Below are 15,643 nucleotides of genomic sequence, written 5' to 3' on the forward strand. Positions count from 1 at the left end.
GCGCGGACGCGTCGAGCCCGTCTGAAGGGTGACGAGCCCGATACCGCCGGTCAGACCAGCGTGCCGAGCATCCTGAGCCCGCCCGTCCACACACCGATCGCCGTGCCCAGGCTGGTCAGGAAGAAGTTGAGCAGCACCCGGGCCACCCGGTTGCGCCACCAGCCGCGCACCGTCTGTACGTCGCCACGCAGCGCCATGAAGTCGGCGTAGGTCGGCTTGCGCAGCCACGCTTCGGTCAGGGCGCTCAAGGTGCCGGAAGCGAGGGCGGGGTGGAGCGGGGTGATGGGGGAGGCGAGGAACGCGACGATGATGCTCAACGGGTGGCCGCCGGCGATGGCGCAGCCGATCGCGCCGAGCACGCCGGTCGCCAGCACCCACTGCAGCAACAGGTCCGACCCGACGTCGATGCCGCCCTGCCAGAAGCCCCAGGCAAACCCGCCGATGACGAAGGTCGCCAGTGCGAGCGTGAACCAGGGCACGCCGCTCTTTTCCGGCAGCGCCTCGAGCGATTCGCGGATGCCGGCCGCCGGGCGCTGTTCCTCGCGCAGGTGGCGCGCCATTCCCTGGAGGTGGCCTGCGCCGACCACGGCCAGCACCTCGCGTATCTCAGGGCCGGATGTTTCGCCGACTTCCCGCAGGCGGGCGGCCATGTACCGGTCGCGCTCGGCGATCACGGTTTCGTAGATTTCCGGGCTCTCGCTGGCGAACTCGTTGAAGCTCGCTTCCAGCATGTCGCCCTGCTTGAGCTTCTCGATCTCGTCGTGGCCAACGTCCTCGCTGACCAGCAGCGACCCGAGCAGACCACCACCGAGCTTGGCGCGGCCCCAGAAGCCCAGCCGGGCCGACGCACGCTTGAAGGTCAAGCCGACCTCACGGTCGATCAGGTGCACCGGCAGCCCCTGTTCGCGGGCCTGCAGGGCCGCCAGCTTCAGTTCGGCACCGGGTTCGATCCCGAGCTGCTCGGCGAGCCGGCGCTGGTAGGCCGACAGGGCCAGGTTGGCGGCGAACATCGCCGTGCGCCCCGTGCGGATCACCTGGATGAGGTCGAGCTTCGCCAGTGCGTCCGGTTCCGTGAGCGCCTGCAGTCGCGGTTCATCCAGCTCGACCGCCACGGCGTCGTAGCCGCCGTCCGCGATCGCGCTTCGGACGGCATCCACGCTCGCCTGCGAGACGTGCGCGGTGCCCAGCAGGGTGTAGCGCACGCCGTCGCGCTCGACGATGGCATGGGGTTGTCCCTCCGGCACGCCCGGCGGCATGCCCTCAGCCACGGCCGTGACCCGCCATGTCGATGCGCGGCGCAGGGCGGGAAGGCAGGGTCGTCGGGTCGATCAGCGGCATGGGGCATTCGGCTCGTTGACGCACGGGCGTGCGCGAACCGCCCAGCTTAGGGCCTGCATCAGGCCCCAGCAAACCCGACCGCGCAGCGGTTCATGCAACGCCGTAGGGCAGGTTGGGGGACGACACCAGACGGTCGCCGACGGCGTCGCCACCGAGGAACCTCAGGATCGCGTCAAGCACCATGGGATCGCCAAGGATGCGGTGGTGGCCGAGTCCACGAGTATCGAGCAGGCGGGCACCGCGCCAGTGTCGCGCCCAGCGCTCGCCTTCGCACCACGGGACCTCGCGGTCCTCGAGGTCATGCACGATCAGGGCGGGGCGGTTGATCGCCGGTGCGTTGCGCTCGGCCATCAGATCCTCGAAGTGGATCGGCAGGCGCGCCTGGAACAATTCGAACATTCCGCGACGCAGGTGCTCCGCCAGGCCGACCTGCCGTGCGAACCGCCGGCCCGCATCGACCGGGTCCGCGGCCGGTGCCAGCAGCACCGCGCGATCAGCCTGCAGCCCGCGGGCGAGCGCCAGGCCGGCCGCGGCGCCACCGAGCGAGTGGCCAATGACCGCTGCCGCCGGCCCGGTCACGCGGCCCACCTCGAGCAGCCGGTCGGTGAACTCTTCGAGGTTGCTCGTTTCGCCGTCGCTCCGCCCGTGCGCGGCCTGGTCGAACCCGACAACGGCAAAGCCGGCGGTACGCAGCGCAGGGACCCATGGGAGCACCCGTGCACCGTGGCTGGACCACCCGTGCGAGAACAACAAGTAAGGCTGGGTGGCCGGGTCACCCCAGAGGTAGCGGGTGATCGAGGCACCGCCGGCACGCACGACATCCTGCCGCGCGTCGCCGGTCGCCGCGGACAGCGCGCGCTCGCGTGAACCGGGATAGGGCGTGCTGAACAAAGTGGCGGCACGCTCGACCGTGGCGGTTGGGCTCAGGACTCCACCCGCGCGGAAGCCGAGGCGAAGCGCTTTCCACTTGAGATAAGTGCGAACGTTCGTGCTAATCATGGGGGTGGCCTGTTTTAGGGGACGTCTCTGTGGCTGTCAGGGGAGGGCAGCTGCCTCGATCAACCGCTCGAACGCACGGATCCCGCGGGAACGTGCCGCCTCGTAGCCGTACAACCCGGCGTCGTGATGGACCAGCAGTGGCAGTGCGTAGATCTCGAAGACCAGCTGTTCGACGTCGATATCGGGACGCAGCTCGCCTTCCTCGATTGCAAGGGAAACCGCTTTGGCGAGCGCCTGGCGCCATTGCCGGTCCTGCCGCAGCAGCAGGTCGCGCTGCGGCCCCGGGCGGTCGTCGTACTCGCTGACGGCCGCGAGGAACAGGCAGCCGCCGTCGTCCTCGTGACGCACCCAGTCGAACCACTGTTCGATGACCGCGCGAAGCCGTGCAAGACCACGCGGCCGACGCACGGCTGGCTGGAACACGTGCGAGACGAAGCGCTGCGCTGCGGTTTCCAGCACTGCCAGCTGCAAGTCCTCGCGCGAACCGAAGTGCGCGAACACACCGCTTTTCGACATGCCGACCGCATGGGCCAAGGCCCCGATCGAAAGGCCTTCAAGCCCCGCCGAACACGCGATCGCATAGGCGTGGTCGAGGATCGCGTCGCGGGTGGCGGCACCCTTCGAGGTGGCGGACAGTGCAGGCATGGGCGGAAAATAGCACGCCCGTTCGATTATTACCTGCCGTTCGTCGGCGCTCCTGATCAGTCCCGATAGCGCTTGAGCAGGTCACCGTAGGCGTCGATCCGGCGGTCGCGCAGGAACGGCCAGATACGCCGCACGTGCTCGCTGCGCTGCAGGTCGACCTCGGCCATCAGGATTTCCGGGTCGCCACCCGCTTCGGCAAGGAACTCGCCCTGCGGTCCCAGCACGTGGCTGCTGCCCCAGAAGTCGATCCCCGAAGCGTTCATCGGCGACGGTTCGTGCCCGACGCGGTTGCAGGACAGCACCGGCAAGCCATTGGCGACCGCATGCCCGCGGTGGCTGAGGATCCACGCATCCCGCTGGCGGGTCTTCTCGGCCTGGTCGTCGTCGGGATCCCAGCCGATCGCGGTCGGGTAGAGCAGCAGTTCCGCGCCGGCCAGCGCCATCAGTCGCGCGCCTTCGGGATACCACTGGTCCCAGCAGACCAGCACGCCCAGGCGCCCCACCGAGGTATCGATCGGCTCGAAACCGATGTCCCCCGGGGTGAAGTAGAACTTCTCGTAAAAGCCCGGATCGTCCGGGATATGCATCTTGCGGTACTTGCCGGCGACGCTGCCGTCGGTTTCGAAGACCACCGCAGTGTTGTGGTACAGCCCGGCCGCGCGGCGTTCGAACAGCGAGCTGACCAGCACGACGCCGTGCTCGCGGGCGAGCCGGCCGAGACGCTCGGTGCTGGGGCCAGGAATCGGCTCGGCCAGGTCGAACTCGCAGACATCCTCGTGCTGGCAGAAGTACGCGCCGTTGTGCAGCTCCTGCAGCAGCACCAGGCGTGCGCCGCGGCGCGCGGCTTCGGCCACGCGTTGCTCGATCACCGACAGGTTGGCTTCCGCATCACCGTGGTTGCGTTCCTGGATCAGGGCGACGGGCAGGGTCTGCTTCTTCATTGCGGGGGTCCGGGTTGGGCCGCCGGGGTCGGGCGGCTCGACGGCCACGGTCGCATGGCTGCCGTGGCCGGAAGGTCAACTGGCGACGAGGCCTTCGGGCAACTGCATGGTGATGCAGTGCAGGCTGCCGTTCTGCCAGATCAGCGGGCGGCAGGGCACCTGCACGATCTCGCGATCGGGAAAAGCCTGCTGCAGCACGCCGGCCGCGACGCTGTCGGCCGGATCGTCATAGGCCGGCATCAGCACCGCTCCGTTGACGATGAGGAAGTTGGCGTAACTTGCGGCCAGGCGCCTGCCTGCATCGAGCACCGGCTCCGGCCACGGCAGTTCGAACAACCGGTAGGGCTGGCCATCGCGCGTGCGCAACGCGGCCAGCTCGGCCGCCATCGCCCGGAGCTCGGCGTAGTGGGAGTCGGCGGGGTCGTTGCAGCCCTGGTAGACGATCGCGTCAGGAGCGGCGAAACGGGCCAGGGTGTCGATATGGGCGTCGGTGTCATCGCCCTCGAGGTAGCCGTGGTCCAGCCAGAGCACGCGGTCCTGGTGCAACCAGCCCGACAGCCGGCGGTCGAGCTCGCCGCGGGACGCCTGCGGGTGGCGTTCGTGCAGGCACTTCCAGGTGGTCAGCAGGGTGCCGGCACCATCGGTTTCGATGGCGCCGCCTTCGAGGGCGAAGTCGATGCTGTCGTGGCGGTCGGCGCGGAAGGTGTCCCGCTCGACCAGGCCTTCGACCAGCTCGTCGTCGCGAGTGGCCTCGAACTTCCCGCCCCAGCCGGTGAAGCGGAAATCGAGCAGGCGGAACCCGTCGCCGTCGCGGAGCGTGATCGGACCCGAGTCGCGCAGCCAGGTGTCGTCGTAATCGATCCCGATGAACCGGACCCGTTCCATGTCGACCCGCGCCGAGGCGAGCCGCGCGCGCGCATACGCCTCGACGTCGTCATTGGCGACGCACACCAGCACCGGCTGGAACCGGGTGATCGCCACGACCAGGGCGATGTACGTCTCCTCGACCTCGCCCAGCCGCTCGGCCCAGTCGGTCTCGGCATGCGGCCAAGCGATCAGGATCGCCGACTGGCGCTCCCACTCGGCGGGAAAGCGTGGTGCAGATCCGGTCATGCGGGCGTCTTGGTCAGAGGATGGGCGGCTTGGGGCCGATTTCGGCCGTGGTCGCCTTGTTGGCGACGACGTCGATCACGCGGTTCTTCTCGAAGTACACGGTGAACTCCGGGTAGGCCCAGCGGTTGATCGTCGGCCACTGGCTCTTCTGCCCGCCGCGCGGATCCATGCGTTCGGCCGGGGCGCCGAAGCGGGCCTCGACCTGGGCCATGCTCTGGCCACGCAGCGGCAGGCTCGCCGCGGGTTCGTGCTGCACGCGCTCGATGAGCAGGGTCTCGGCGGAAGCGGTGCCGGCAACCGCCAGCAGGGCGATCAGCGGAAGTGCGGCGATGCTGGTCTTCATTGGAGTCCCCTGTCGTAATCGGGTGATGGTTCGGATCACATGGCTGTTCACATGCGGGCCGATTGTATGCGGCTATGCCGTGCCGGACAGCAAACCACTGTCACGGAACCCGGGGCGGGTGGCCACGCTGCACACCACAAAAAAGCCGCCCGGAGGCGGCTTTCTGGTCGAACACGCCGATCGAACCGATCGACGGATGCCGGCGGAACCGGCACCGTTCGCGTCTCAGCGCTGGCGGGCCTTGAAACGCGGGTTCGACTTGCAAATCACGAAGACCTTGCCACGACGGCGGACGACTTTGCAGTCGCGGTGACGGTTCTTCGCCGACTTCAGGGAGGACAGGACCTTCATGACAGACCTCGGCAACGGGGAAATTAAGCAAGCCCGCGATGATAGCGGGTCTTTGCCTGTCGGATCAAGTGGTTGCGACCCGCCGCTTCGGGATTGTTCCCCCCGTCGCCAGCCGCGGCCAGCGGGGCGGCGGCGCCAAGACCGCATAATGCCCGCATGACGACCAACGACACCCCCGTTCTGACCATCGACGGCCCTTCCGGTTCCGGCAAGGGCACCATCAGCCGCCTCGTGGCCCGCCGCCTGGGCTGGCATTACCTCGACTCCGGCGCGCTCTACCGTGCGATCGGCGTGGCCGCCGGGTGGGGTGACATCGACCTGGCCGACCCGGCCGCGCTGGTGCGCTGCACCTTCGATACCGAGATCGGCTTCCGTGACGAGGGCGAGGAGCTGCGGGTCCTGGTGAACGGCCAGGACGCGACCGACGAGCTGCGCACCGAGACCGCCGGCGCCGCCGCCTCGGCCATCGCCGCGATCCCCGAGGTTCGGGCCGCCCTGAAGGAGCGCCAGCGGGTGTTCCGCCGACCGCCCGGACTGGTGGCCGACGGGCGCGACATGGGCACGGTCATCTTCCCCGACGCGGGCTGGAAGGTGTTCCTGACGGCGAGCGCCGAGGAGCGGGCCGAAAGGCGCTATAAGCAGTTGAATGACAAGGGGGTTTCCGTTACATTGGCTGGTCTGCTGCGGGAGATTCTGGCCCGCGACGCCCGCGATGCCAGTCGCGCGGTGGCTCCCTTGCGACCGGCCGATGACGCCGTCCGCATCGATACCACCGGTCTTGGCATCGACGAGGTGGTCGAGCGCGTGCTGGCATTGATGCCGGAACGCGATGTCGGGTCGGGGGCCTGACCGATCGCGGCAGAACAGTCCCGCCGCGCTGCAATGGTGCAGCACGGCGGATCAACCAACCGACACATGGTGCAGTTCCATCGCACCACATCAACGGGTGGGTCGACCACGTGTTGCCTGCGCTGCCCCACCGGGGAGCGAGTGCCAACCGGTGCGGCCCGTGTGTTCAACCGGAAACATTTTCCAATGACCGAATCATTTGCCGAACTGTTCGAACAGAGCCAGGCGTTCCTGGCCAAGCTGAAGCCGGGTGCCATCGTCACCGGTACCGTCGTCGAGGTCCGTGGCGACGTGGTGGTGATCAACGCCGGCCTGAAGTCCGAAGGCATCGTGCCGATCGAACAGTTCCGTAACGACGACGGCGAGATCGACGTCGGCGTGGGCGACCAGGTAAAGGTCGCGCTCGACGCCATCGAGAACGGCTTCGGCGAGACCGTCCTGTCGCGCGAGAAGGCCAAGCGCGCCATGGTGTGGGACGAGCTCGAGGAAGCGCTCGAGAAGAACGAGACCATCACCGGCCGCATCAGCGGCAAGGTCAAGGGTGGTTTCACCGTCGACATCAAGGACGTCCGCGGCTTCCTGCCCGGTTCGCTGGTCGACGTGCGCCCGGTGCGCGACTCGACCTACCTCGAGGGCAAGGAGCTCGAGTTCAAGCTCATCAAGCTGGACCGCAAGCGCAACAACATCGTCGTCTCCCGCCGTGCGGTGGTCGAGAGCGAGCATTCGGAAGAGCGCGAGCAGCTGCTCGAGAAGCTGGTCGAGGGCGCGGTGCTGAAGGGCGTGGTCAAGAACCTCACCGACTACGGCGCGTTCGTGGACTTGGGCGGCATCGACGGCCTGCTGCACATCACCGACATGGCCTGGAAGCGCGTGCGCCATCCGTCCGAGGTGGTGGAAGTCGGCCAGGAGCTCGACGTCCGCGTGCTCAAGTACGACCGCGAGCGCAACCGCGTCAGCCTGGGCCTCAAGCAGCTGGGCGAGGATCCGTGGGACAACATCGCGCGCCGCTACCCGGCCGACACCCGCGTGTTCGGCAAGGTCTCCAACGTCACCGATTACGGTGCGTTCGTCGAGATCGAGCCGGGCGTCGAGGGCCTGGTGCACGTCTCCGAGATGGACTGGACCAACAAGAACGTCAACCCGTCCAAGATCGTGCAGGTCGGTGACGAGGTCCAGGTCATGGTGCTGGACGTGGACGAGGAGCGTCGGCGCATCTCGCTCGGCATGAAGCAGGTCACCAGCAATCCGTGGGAGACCTTCGCCGTGCTGCACAAGAAGGGCGACAAGGTCGAGGGCCAGATCAAGTCGATCACCGACTTCGGCATCTTCATCGGCCTGGACGGTGGCATCGACGGCCTGGTCCACCTGTCCGACATCAGCTGGAACACCACCGGCGAGGACATCGTCCGCAACTTCAAGAAGGGCGACACCCTCGAGGCCGTCGTGCTGGCGGTCGATCCGGAGCGCGAGCGCATCTCGCTGGGCGTCAAGCAGCTCGAGCAGGATCCGTTCGGCCAGTACATGGCGTCGAACGCGAAGGGCTCGATCGTCAACGGCAAGGTCAAGGAAGTCGACGCCAAGGGCGCCACGATCGAGCTGGCCGACGGTATCGAGGGCTACGTTGCCGCCCGCGACATCGCCAAGGAGCGCGTGGACGATGCCACCAAGTTCCTGAAGGTCGGTGACGACGTCGAGGCCCGCTTCATCGGCATGGACCGCAAGGGCCGCACGATGCAGCTGTCGATCAAGGCGAAGGACGAGGCGGAAATGCAGGAGGCCGTGGCCGACTACAACCGCTCCGCCGCTTCGGCCGAGGCGGCCAGTGGCACCACCAAGCTGGGTGCCCTGCTGCGCGAGCAGCTCAACAGCAAGTCCGAGTAATCGGTCCCGCTGCGTGATGCATGCCGCATCGCTGTAACAGGGAACGGCCCGGCTCCGGCCGGGCCGTTCCTTTGTGGTAATCCGCTACACCCGCGTTGTGGGCGCACCGCCCGAAGTCGTTCCAGTCGAGTGCCTTTCCACCCATGACCAAGTCCGAACTGATCGAAATCCTTTCCCAGCGCCAGGCCCACCTGAAGGCCGAGGACGTGGATCTTTCGGTCAAGGCGCTGCTTGAGATGATGGGCGGCGCACTGGCCAACGGTGAACGCATCGAGATCCGCGGTTTCGGCAGCTTCTCGCTGCACTACCGTCCGCCCCGCCTGGGGCGCAATCCCAAGACCGGTGAATCGGTCGCACTGGCGGGCAAGCACGTGCCGCATTTCAAGCCCGGCAAGGAGCTGCGCGAGCGCGTGAGCAACGCCGTTCCGCTGGACGAGAACGACTGACCGGGGCGATTTCGATATCGCCGCCGACGGCACGTCGGCTAAGCTATCCCCCGTACAGGGAGTTGTCCGGAGTTCCGCCATGCGTCTTATCCGCTTGCTGATCGCGATTGCCTGCCTGGCAGTGGGCGCGGTGATAGGCGCGCTCAACCGGCAGCTGGTCTCGATCGACCTGGGATTCACGCACCTGCCGACCAACCTCGGCGTCGCACTGATCGTCGCGTTGCTGCTGGGTGTCATCCTCGGCGGACTGGCCATCAGCGCCAGCATCGTGATGCCCCTGCGCCGCCGCCTCGCGCGTGCCGAGCGTGACGCCGCCGCCGGGACCACGGCACCAGGTGCCGGGATCTGACATGGCATTCATCAGCGAGTGGTTCTGGTTCTTCCTGTTGTTGCCACTGGCGGCCGTCAGTGGCTGGGTGATCGGCCGTCGAGGTGGCGAGCGCCACAGCGACACCCAGGTCAGCCGGCTGTCGACCACGTATTTCCGTGGCCTCAACTATCTCTTGAACGAGCAGCCCGACAAGGCGATCGAGCTGTTCCTGCACATCGCCGAGCTCGACAAGGACACCTTCGAGACGCAGGTCGCGCTGGGACATCTGTTCCGGCGCCGCGGCGAAGTGGACCGGGCGATCCGGCTGCACCAGGCGCTGGTCCAGCGCCCCGGCCTGAGCGACCAGCAGAAGGTCCAGGCACTGCTTGCCCTGGGCGAGGACTACATGCGCTCGGGCCTGCTGGATCGTGCCGAAACAGTCTTCAGCGATCTGGTCAATCTCGATATGCGCGCGCCACTGGCACTGCGCCACCTCATCAACATCTACCAGTCCGAGCGCGACTGGGACAAGGCGATCGAGAACGCGCAACGCTACGAAGCCGCCACCGACGAGCCGATGGGCAAGCTGATCGCGCAGTTCGAGTGCGAGCTGGCCGATCGCCACCGCGCCGCGGGCGACGACGCCGCTGCGCGCGCCGCGGTCGCCCGTGCCTACCAGGCCGACGCCAACTCCGTGCGCGCGGGGATGCTGGAGGGACGCATCGAGGTGGATGCGGGCAACCACCAGGCCGCTATCCGAGCGTTCGAGCGGGTCGCGCGCCACGACCCGGATTACCTGCCGGAAGTGATGCCGTCGCTGCTGGCCAGTTACGACCGGGTAGGGGACATCCCGGGGGCCCGCGCGTTCCTGGCCGAGATGTGCGAGCACTATCGCGGCATCGCCCCGGTGCTCGCCCTGACCCGCATGGTCGAGACTGGCGAAGGCGTGTCTGCCGCGCGCTCCTACCTGGCCGAACAGCTCAAGGACCGCCCCTCGGTCCGCGGCGAGGCGGCATTGATCGATCTCAGCCTTGCTGACGGCGCGGACCCGGCCGCGACGCTGGTCGACCTCAAGCACATCACCGACCAGCTGCTGGTGCGCAATCCAAGCTACCGCTGCACCCGCTGCGGCTTCGGTGCGCGCAGCCACCATTGGCAATGCCCGAGCTGCAAGGAGTGGGGGACGGTCAAGCCGCTCCTCAACTACGCGGTGGTCTGACCGGATGACGGGCTGGTTGATCCTGCATGCCGCCATTGCGGCGATGGCCACGTGGGCGGCGTGCCGGTATGCCATCGGCCGCGACCTGCTCGACCACCCCGGCGAGCGCCGCAGCCATTCGGTGGCGACGCCGCGGGGCGGTGGCATCGCACTGGTGCTGGCCCTGCTGGTCGCCGCCTGCGCGCTCGCATTTCGTCAGCCCCAGCATCGCGTGCTGCTGGCGGCGTTCGTCGTCGGGATCACGATGGTCGCCGTGGCCGGGCTGGTCGACGACCACCGGCCACTTTCGCCGTGGCTCCGGTTGCTGGTCCATGCGCTCGCCGGACTGGTGTTCGGCGCGGCGATGCAGCTGACATTCGGCCTGCCGTGGCTGTCCGTGGTGGCCGTGCTCGCGGTGCTGGTGCTGACCAACATCTGGAACTTCATGGACGGCATCAACGGGATCGCTGCGTCGCAGGCGATGGTCGTCGGGATCGCGCTGGCTTGGGTGGCGGGCGGCGTATGGGCATGGCTCGCACTGGCGCTGGTCGCGGCATGCATCGGGTTCCTGCCGTTCAATTTCCCCCGTGCGCGGATCTTCATGGGCGACGTGGGCAGTGGTGCACTCGGTTTCGCCGTCGCGGCGATCGGTGCGGTGGCCTTGGCCCAACGCGGTCCGGTCGGCCTGCTGCTGTTGCTGCCCCTGTCGGCCTTCCTGGTCGACGCGGGCCTCACGCTCTTGCGCCGTGTGCTTCGCGGGGAGCGCTGGTGGACGGCGCACACGCAGCACGCCTATCAGGTTGGCGCGAGACAGGTTGGTCACACAATCGTCACATCGATTTATGTCGCATGGACGGCGCTCGGACTGGCGATGGCGTCCGTGCTCGCCAGTCGCGGCGCGGACGTGGCGGTGGCTGTCGGCACGGCGTGGTACTTGGCGGCCGCGTTTGCATGGTGGGCCGTCCAGCGGCTTGAGCCAGGAATGGCATCGAACAACAACAAGGGCAACGCATGAGCAAGTGGGGCGATCGCTGGTCGAGCGCGTTACCGCGGGTGGCCGTGGTGGTGCACGACCTGGCGATGGTGTGGCTGGTCTGGGAGGGGCTGCATCGCCTGCGTTTCAGCGTCATGCCCGACCCGCCGGACATGCCGCTCTGGTCGACCGAGGTCGCGCTGGTGCTGGTCGCACAGGGACTCGTGTTCTGGCAGGTCGGCCTCTACCGCGGGCTCTGGCGGTTCGCGAGCGTCCCCGACCTGTGGAACATCTTCAAGGCATGCGCGCTCGGGCTTTTTGCGATCGTGCTCGGGCTGTTCCTGTACAACCGGCTGGACCTGGTTTCGCGCACCGTACTGGTGTTGTATCCGCTGGTGCTGATGGGCCTGCTGGGTGCACCGCGCCTGCTGTACCGCGCCTGGAAGGACAGCCGCGTCGACCGTGGCGACCAGGCGTCGGTGCGCATCCTGATTCTCGGAGCGGGCCATTCCGGTGAAGCACTGGTACGTGACCTGAGGAGATTCGGCAGTTACCAGCCGGTCGGCTTCTTGGACGACGCCTCGCAGTTGCGTGGCACGAAAGTCCAGGGCGTGCCGGTGCTCGGCCGTGTCGAGGACGTGGCCGAGATCGCGCGCGAAACCGCCGCGGGCCTGCTGGTGATCGCCATGCCATCGGCCGATGCCGATGCGATGCAGCGCGTGGTGGTGGCCTGCGAGCGCTCCGGGCTGCCGTTCCGGATGGTTCCGCGACTGCGCGACGTCCTCGAGGGGCGCTCGCTGCCGGGCCAGCTCAAGGAAGTCGCCATCGAGGACCTGCTGGGCCGCCAACCGGTCCTTCCGGACTGGAAAGCCATCCGTGCCTGGTTGGGCGCGCGTTCGGTGCTGGTGACCGGGGCGGGCGGCTCGATCGGTTCGGAATTGTGCCGGCAGTGCGCGCGCCACGGCGCTCGACGGATCACCCTGGTCGAGCTTGACGAGCTGTCCCTGATCACCACTGAAGCGACGCTGCGGCGGGACTTCCCGGACCTCGAGTACGTGTCGGTCCTGGGTGACTGCGGGGACCCCGCGGTGATCCACCACGCGTTGGGGCTGGCACAGCCCGAGGCCGTGTTCCATGCCGCCGCCTATAAGCAAGTGCCGCTGCTGGAAACCCAGGTCCGCGAGGCGGTGCGCAACAACGTGCTTGCCACCGAAACCGTCGCGCGCGCCTGCCGCGCCGCCGGCGTCGGGACGTTCGTGCTGATTTCCACCGACAAGGCCGTCGACCCCGGCAACGTCCTCGGTGCCACCAAGCGGCTGGCCGAGATGGGCTGCCAGTCGCTCGCCGACCAGCGGGGCACGCGCTTCGTCACGGTGCGCTTTGGCAACGTGCTCGATTCGGCCGGCAGCGTGGTCCCGCTGTTCCGCGAGCAGATCCGCAGCGGCGGGCCGGTCACGGTCACCGATCCGGAGGTCACGCGCTACTTCATGACCATCCCGGAAGCCTGCCAGCTCATCCTGCAGGCGTCGGCGATCGGCAGCCACGAGGCCATCTATACGCTGGACATGGGCGAGGCGGTCCCGATCCGCGTGCTGGCCGAGCAGATGATCCGGCTCGCCGGCAAACAGCCCGGCCGCGACATCGCGATCGCCTACACCGGCCTGCGACCCGGCGAGAAGCTGCACGAGACCCTGTTCCACGCCGACGAGCGCTACCGGGCGACGGCGCACCCGAAGATCCTGCAGGCTGAACCACGCGCGATCCGGGCCGATGTCGTGCATGCCGGATTGCAGCAGCTGCGCGAGGCGTCCAACCGCTACGACTGCGAGACGCTGTCGGCGGTGCTGCGCGAGCTGGTGCCCGAGTTCCAGCCGATTTCGCACCGCGCCACCGTGCCGGTCGACCGCGCCACCGTCGTCGCATTTCCATCCCGCACCGCCAGGAAGTATTGATGTCCGTACGCATTCGCAAGGCCGTGTTCCCAGTGGCCGGCCTCGGTACCCGCTTTCTCCCCGCCACCAAGACCGTTCCCAAGGAAATGCTGCCGATCATCGACCGGCCGCTGATCCAGTACGCCGTCGACGAGGCCATCGAGGCGGGGTGCGACACGCTCATCTTCGTCACCAACCGCTACAAGCACGCGGTCGCGGACTACTTCGACAAGGCCTACGAGCTCGAGCAGAAGCTCGAGGCCGCCGGCAAGCACGAGCAGCTGGAGTTGATCCGTAACGTACTTCCTGCCAGCGTTCGCGCAGTGTTCGTGACCCAGACGGAAGCACTCGGGCTCGGGCACGCGGTGCTGTGTGCCAAGCCGGTCGTCGGGGACGAACCGTTCGCGGTGATCCTGCCTGACGACCTGATCTGGAACCGCGGCGCCGGCGCCCTCGCGCAGATGGCCGACGCTGCCGAGGCAACCGGCGCCAGCGTCATTGCGGTGCAGGACGTTCCGCGCGAGAAGACCGCCAGCTACGGCATCGTCGCCACCGACGACTTCGCCAACCGGCAGGGTCGCATCCGCGCAATCGTCGAGAAGCCCGATCCCGCCGACGCGCCGAGCACCTTGGCGGTGGTGGGGCGCTACGTGTTGAACCCGCGCATTTTCGACCTGCTGGAAGCCACCGGCCGCGGCGCCGGCGGTGAGATCCAGCTCACCGATGCAATCGCCGCGCTCCTGCAGGAGCAGCCGGTTAATGCCTATCGGTTCCAGGGCACGCGATTCGACTGCGGTACGCACCTGGGCCTGATCGAGGCCACCATCCGCTACGCGCTCGATCACGAAAAGCTCAGCGACGCGGCGCAGGGGTTGATGCAGGACGCGCTGCGCGAGATGGGTGTCACCGAGCTCGAGTAGGGCGTGGTTGACAACCGGCGCCACCGGCGGCTGACTGGTGGTGTGACGAGCTCCTACTACCAGGCCACGCTGGCTCGCGCCGGGCACTACGCGGAACTGGGTGGTCGCAGGCAGGCACGCGTCTGCGTCATCGGCGGCGGATTCGCGGGTTTGAACACCGCCCTGGGACTGGTCGAGCGCGGTATGCAGGATGTGGTCCTGCTCGAAGCCCACGCGGTGGGCCACGGCGCGTCAGGGCGCAATGGCGGGTTTGTCTTCGGCGGGTTTTCCCTCGGCGAAGAGCGTTTGCTCCAGTCATCGGGCAAACAGCGTGCGCGCGAGCTGTACGCCGGCACCGTGGAGGCCGTGGAGACGATCCGCAACCGGATCCGGCGGTACGGGATCACGTGCGATGACACGCAGGCCGGGGTGCTGTGGGCCAACTGGTTCGACGACCCGGCGGTGCTGCTTGCCCGCCAGCGCATGCTTGCCGATGTCTACGGCGTCGACTGGGAGTGGGTCGACCGCCGCGAACTTCGCGACCGGTTGCACACCACGCGATACGGGGACGCGTTGTTCGAGCCTCGGGCATTCCACTTCAATCCGCTCAAGTACATCACCGGGCTTGCCGCTGTGGCGAGCGCTGGCGGCGTCGCGATCCACGAGCACACACCGGCCGTTTCGCTCGAGCGGGTGGGGCCCGGCTGGCGGATCGGCACCGCGGACGGCGAAGTACTTTCCGACGAGGTTGTTCTCGCGTGCGGCGGTTACCTGGCCGGATTGCGCCGCGAGGTCGATGCGGGTGTCATGCCGATCGCTACCTACGTCATGGCCACCGAGCCGCTTGGCCCGCGTATGCAGGAGGTGATGTCGACCCCGGCGGCGGTCTACGACACCCGCTTTGCATTCGACTATTACCGCCCGTTGCCCGATTCACGGCTGCTGTGGGGCGGGCGCATCTCGGTACGGGACCGGCCGCCGCACGAGGTCGAGCGCCTGCTGCGACGGGACATGCTCCGTGTCTTCCCGCAGTTGGGCGACGTGCGCATCGAGCAGGCCTGGTCCGGACTGATGAGCTACGCGCGCCACCAGATGCCCCAGATCGGCCAGGTCGAGCCGGGCTTGTGGCTGGCACAGGCCTTTGGTGGCCACGGCGTGGCGCCCACCACCTTTGCCGGCGAACTGCTGGCGTCGGCAATCGCGGAAGGTGATACCCGCTGGCGCGGGCTTGCCGACTTCGGGCTGGTCACGGCCGCAAAGCCCGTCGGACTGGCGGCCGCGCAGCTCAGCTACTGGTGGGCGCAGTCGCTCGATGCATGGCGCGACTGGCGTGAATCCCGGGGCAGGGCGGCGGCCGGGGAGGACTGACCCGCCACGAATCCCCGGCTGTTACTTGCCGGAAAGCGGGCACGGTGGGTGGCCCGCT

Annotated in this window: 16 protein-coding genes; 9 read left to right on the forward strand and 7 right to left on the reverse strand. The window is 67.9% G+C overall.

Annotation, left to right across the window (positions count from 1 at the left end; translation table 11 throughout):
- Positions 1–50: 50 nt before the first annotated feature.
- The 7 genes from KOD61_RS06575 to ykgO all read right to left on the reverse strand — a co-directional run bounded on the left by KOD61_RS06575 (position 51) and on the right by ykgO (position 5,730).
- Positions 51–1,256, reverse strand: coding sequence for a TraB/GumN family protein (locus KOD61_RS06575; protein ID WP_215220317.1), 1,206 nt, complete (start codon positions 1,254–1,256; stop codon positions 51–53).
- A 172-nt stretch (positions 1,257–1,428) separates the two neighbouring features.
- A complete protein-coding gene (locus KOD61_RS06580; RefSeq protein ID WP_215217940.1) occupies positions 1,429–2,337 on the reverse strand; it encodes an alpha/beta hydrolase in 909 nt (302 codons plus the stop codon).
- A 36-nt stretch (positions 2,338–2,373) separates the two neighbouring features.
- The gene (locus KOD61_RS06585; protein ID WP_215217941.1) at positions 2,374–2,982 is read right to left on the reverse strand and encodes a TetR/AcrR family transcriptional regulator; all 609 of its coding nucleotides are present in this window, start codon (positions 2,980–2,982) and stop codon (positions 2,374–2,376) included.
- Between the two features lie 56 nt (positions 2,983–3,038).
- A complete protein-coding gene (locus tag KOD61_RS06590; RefSeq protein ID WP_215217942.1) occupies positions 3,039–3,923 on the reverse strand; it encodes a carbon-nitrogen hydrolase in 885 nt (294 codons plus the stop codon).
- A gap of 75 nt (positions 3,924–3,998) precedes the next feature.
- On the reverse strand, positions 3,999–5,036 hold the full coding sequence (locus KOD61_RS06595) for an agmatine deiminase family protein (protein WP_215217943.1): 1,038 nt from the start codon (positions 5,034–5,036) through the stop codon (positions 3,999–4,001).
- 13 nt (positions 5,037–5,049) lie between these two features.
- Positions 5,050–5,379, reverse strand: a complete 330-nt coding sequence (locus KOD61_RS06600) for a hypothetical protein (RefSeq protein WP_215217944.1) — start codon at positions 5,377–5,379, stop codon at positions 5,050–5,052.
- Between the two features lie 225 nt (positions 5,380–5,604).
- Positions 5,605–5,730, reverse strand: coding sequence for a type B 50S ribosomal protein L36 (gene ykgO, locus KOD61_RS06605; RefSeq protein WP_036206164.1), 126 nt, complete (start codon positions 5,728–5,730; stop codon positions 5,605–5,607).
- A gap of 156 nt (positions 5,731–5,886) precedes the next feature.
- Here ykgO and cmk point away from each other — a divergent pair, with 156 nt between their 5' ends.
- From cmk to KOD61_RS06650, 9 genes are all read left to right on the forward strand, one after another.
- Positions 5,887–6,579, forward strand: a complete 693-nt coding sequence (gene cmk, locus KOD61_RS06610) for a (d)CMP kinase (RefSeq protein WP_215217945.1) — start codon at positions 5,887–5,889, stop codon at positions 6,577–6,579.
- Between the two features lie 186 nt (positions 6,580–6,765).
- Positions 6,766–8,460 carry a 30S ribosomal protein S1 gene (gene rpsA, locus KOD61_RS06615; RefSeq protein ID WP_215217946.1) on the forward strand — a complete coding sequence of 565 codons (1,695 nt, stop codon included), beginning with the start codon at positions 6,766–6,768 and terminating at the stop codon, positions 8,458–8,460.
- A 143-nt stretch (positions 8,461–8,603) separates the two neighbouring features.
- Positions 8,604–8,906: an integration host factor subunit beta gene (locus KOD61_RS06620; protein WP_215217947.1), complete on the forward strand. Its 303-nt coding sequence runs from the start codon at positions 8,604–8,606 to the stop codon at positions 8,904–8,906.
- Between the two features lie 79 nt (positions 8,907–8,985).
- Complete coding sequence (locus KOD61_RS06625; protein WP_215217948.1) at positions 8,986–9,255, forward strand: lipopolysaccharide assembly protein LapA domain-containing protein; 270 nt, start codon at positions 8,986–8,988, stop codon at positions 9,253–9,255.
- A 1-nt stretch (position 9,256) separates the two neighbouring features.
- Entirely contained in the window at positions 9,257–10,435 is a 1,179-nt protein-coding gene (lapB, locus tag KOD61_RS06630; RefSeq protein WP_215217949.1) for a lipopolysaccharide assembly protein LapB, read from the forward strand.
- Between the two features lie 4 nt (positions 10,436–10,439).
- A complete protein-coding gene (locus KOD61_RS06635; protein WP_215217950.1) occupies positions 10,440–11,429 on the forward strand; it encodes an MraY family glycosyltransferase in 990 nt (329 codons plus the stop codon).
- Positions 11,426–13,339: a polysaccharide biosynthesis protein gene (locus tag KOD61_RS06640; protein ID WP_215217951.1), complete on the forward strand. Its 1,914-nt coding sequence runs from the start codon at positions 11,426–11,428 to the stop codon at positions 13,337–13,339. The genes KOD61_RS06635 and KOD61_RS06640 overlap by 4 nt, the downstream gene beginning before the upstream one ends.
- Positions 13,339–14,238 (forward strand): UTP--glucose-1-phosphate uridylyltransferase GalU, encoded by a 900-nt coding sequence (gene galU / locus KOD61_RS06645; RefSeq protein WP_215217952.1) that lies wholly within the window; start codon positions 13,339–13,341, stop codon positions 14,236–14,238. Before KOD61_RS06640 ends, galU begins: the two co-directional genes overlap by 1 nt.
- A gap of 42 nt (positions 14,239–14,280) precedes the next feature.
- Positions 14,281–15,585, forward strand: a complete 1,305-nt coding sequence (locus KOD61_RS06650; RefSeq protein ID WP_251370536.1) for an NAD(P)/FAD-dependent oxidoreductase — start codon at positions 14,281–14,283, stop codon at positions 15,583–15,585.
- The last annotated feature ends 58 nt before the right edge of the window (positions 15,586–15,643 follow it).

The organism is Lysobacter luteus, from assembly GCF_907164845.1.
In the GTDB taxonomy this organism is placed as follows: domain Bacteria; phylum Pseudomonadota; class Gammaproteobacteria; order Xanthomonadales; family Xanthomonadaceae; genus Novilysobacter; species Novilysobacter luteus.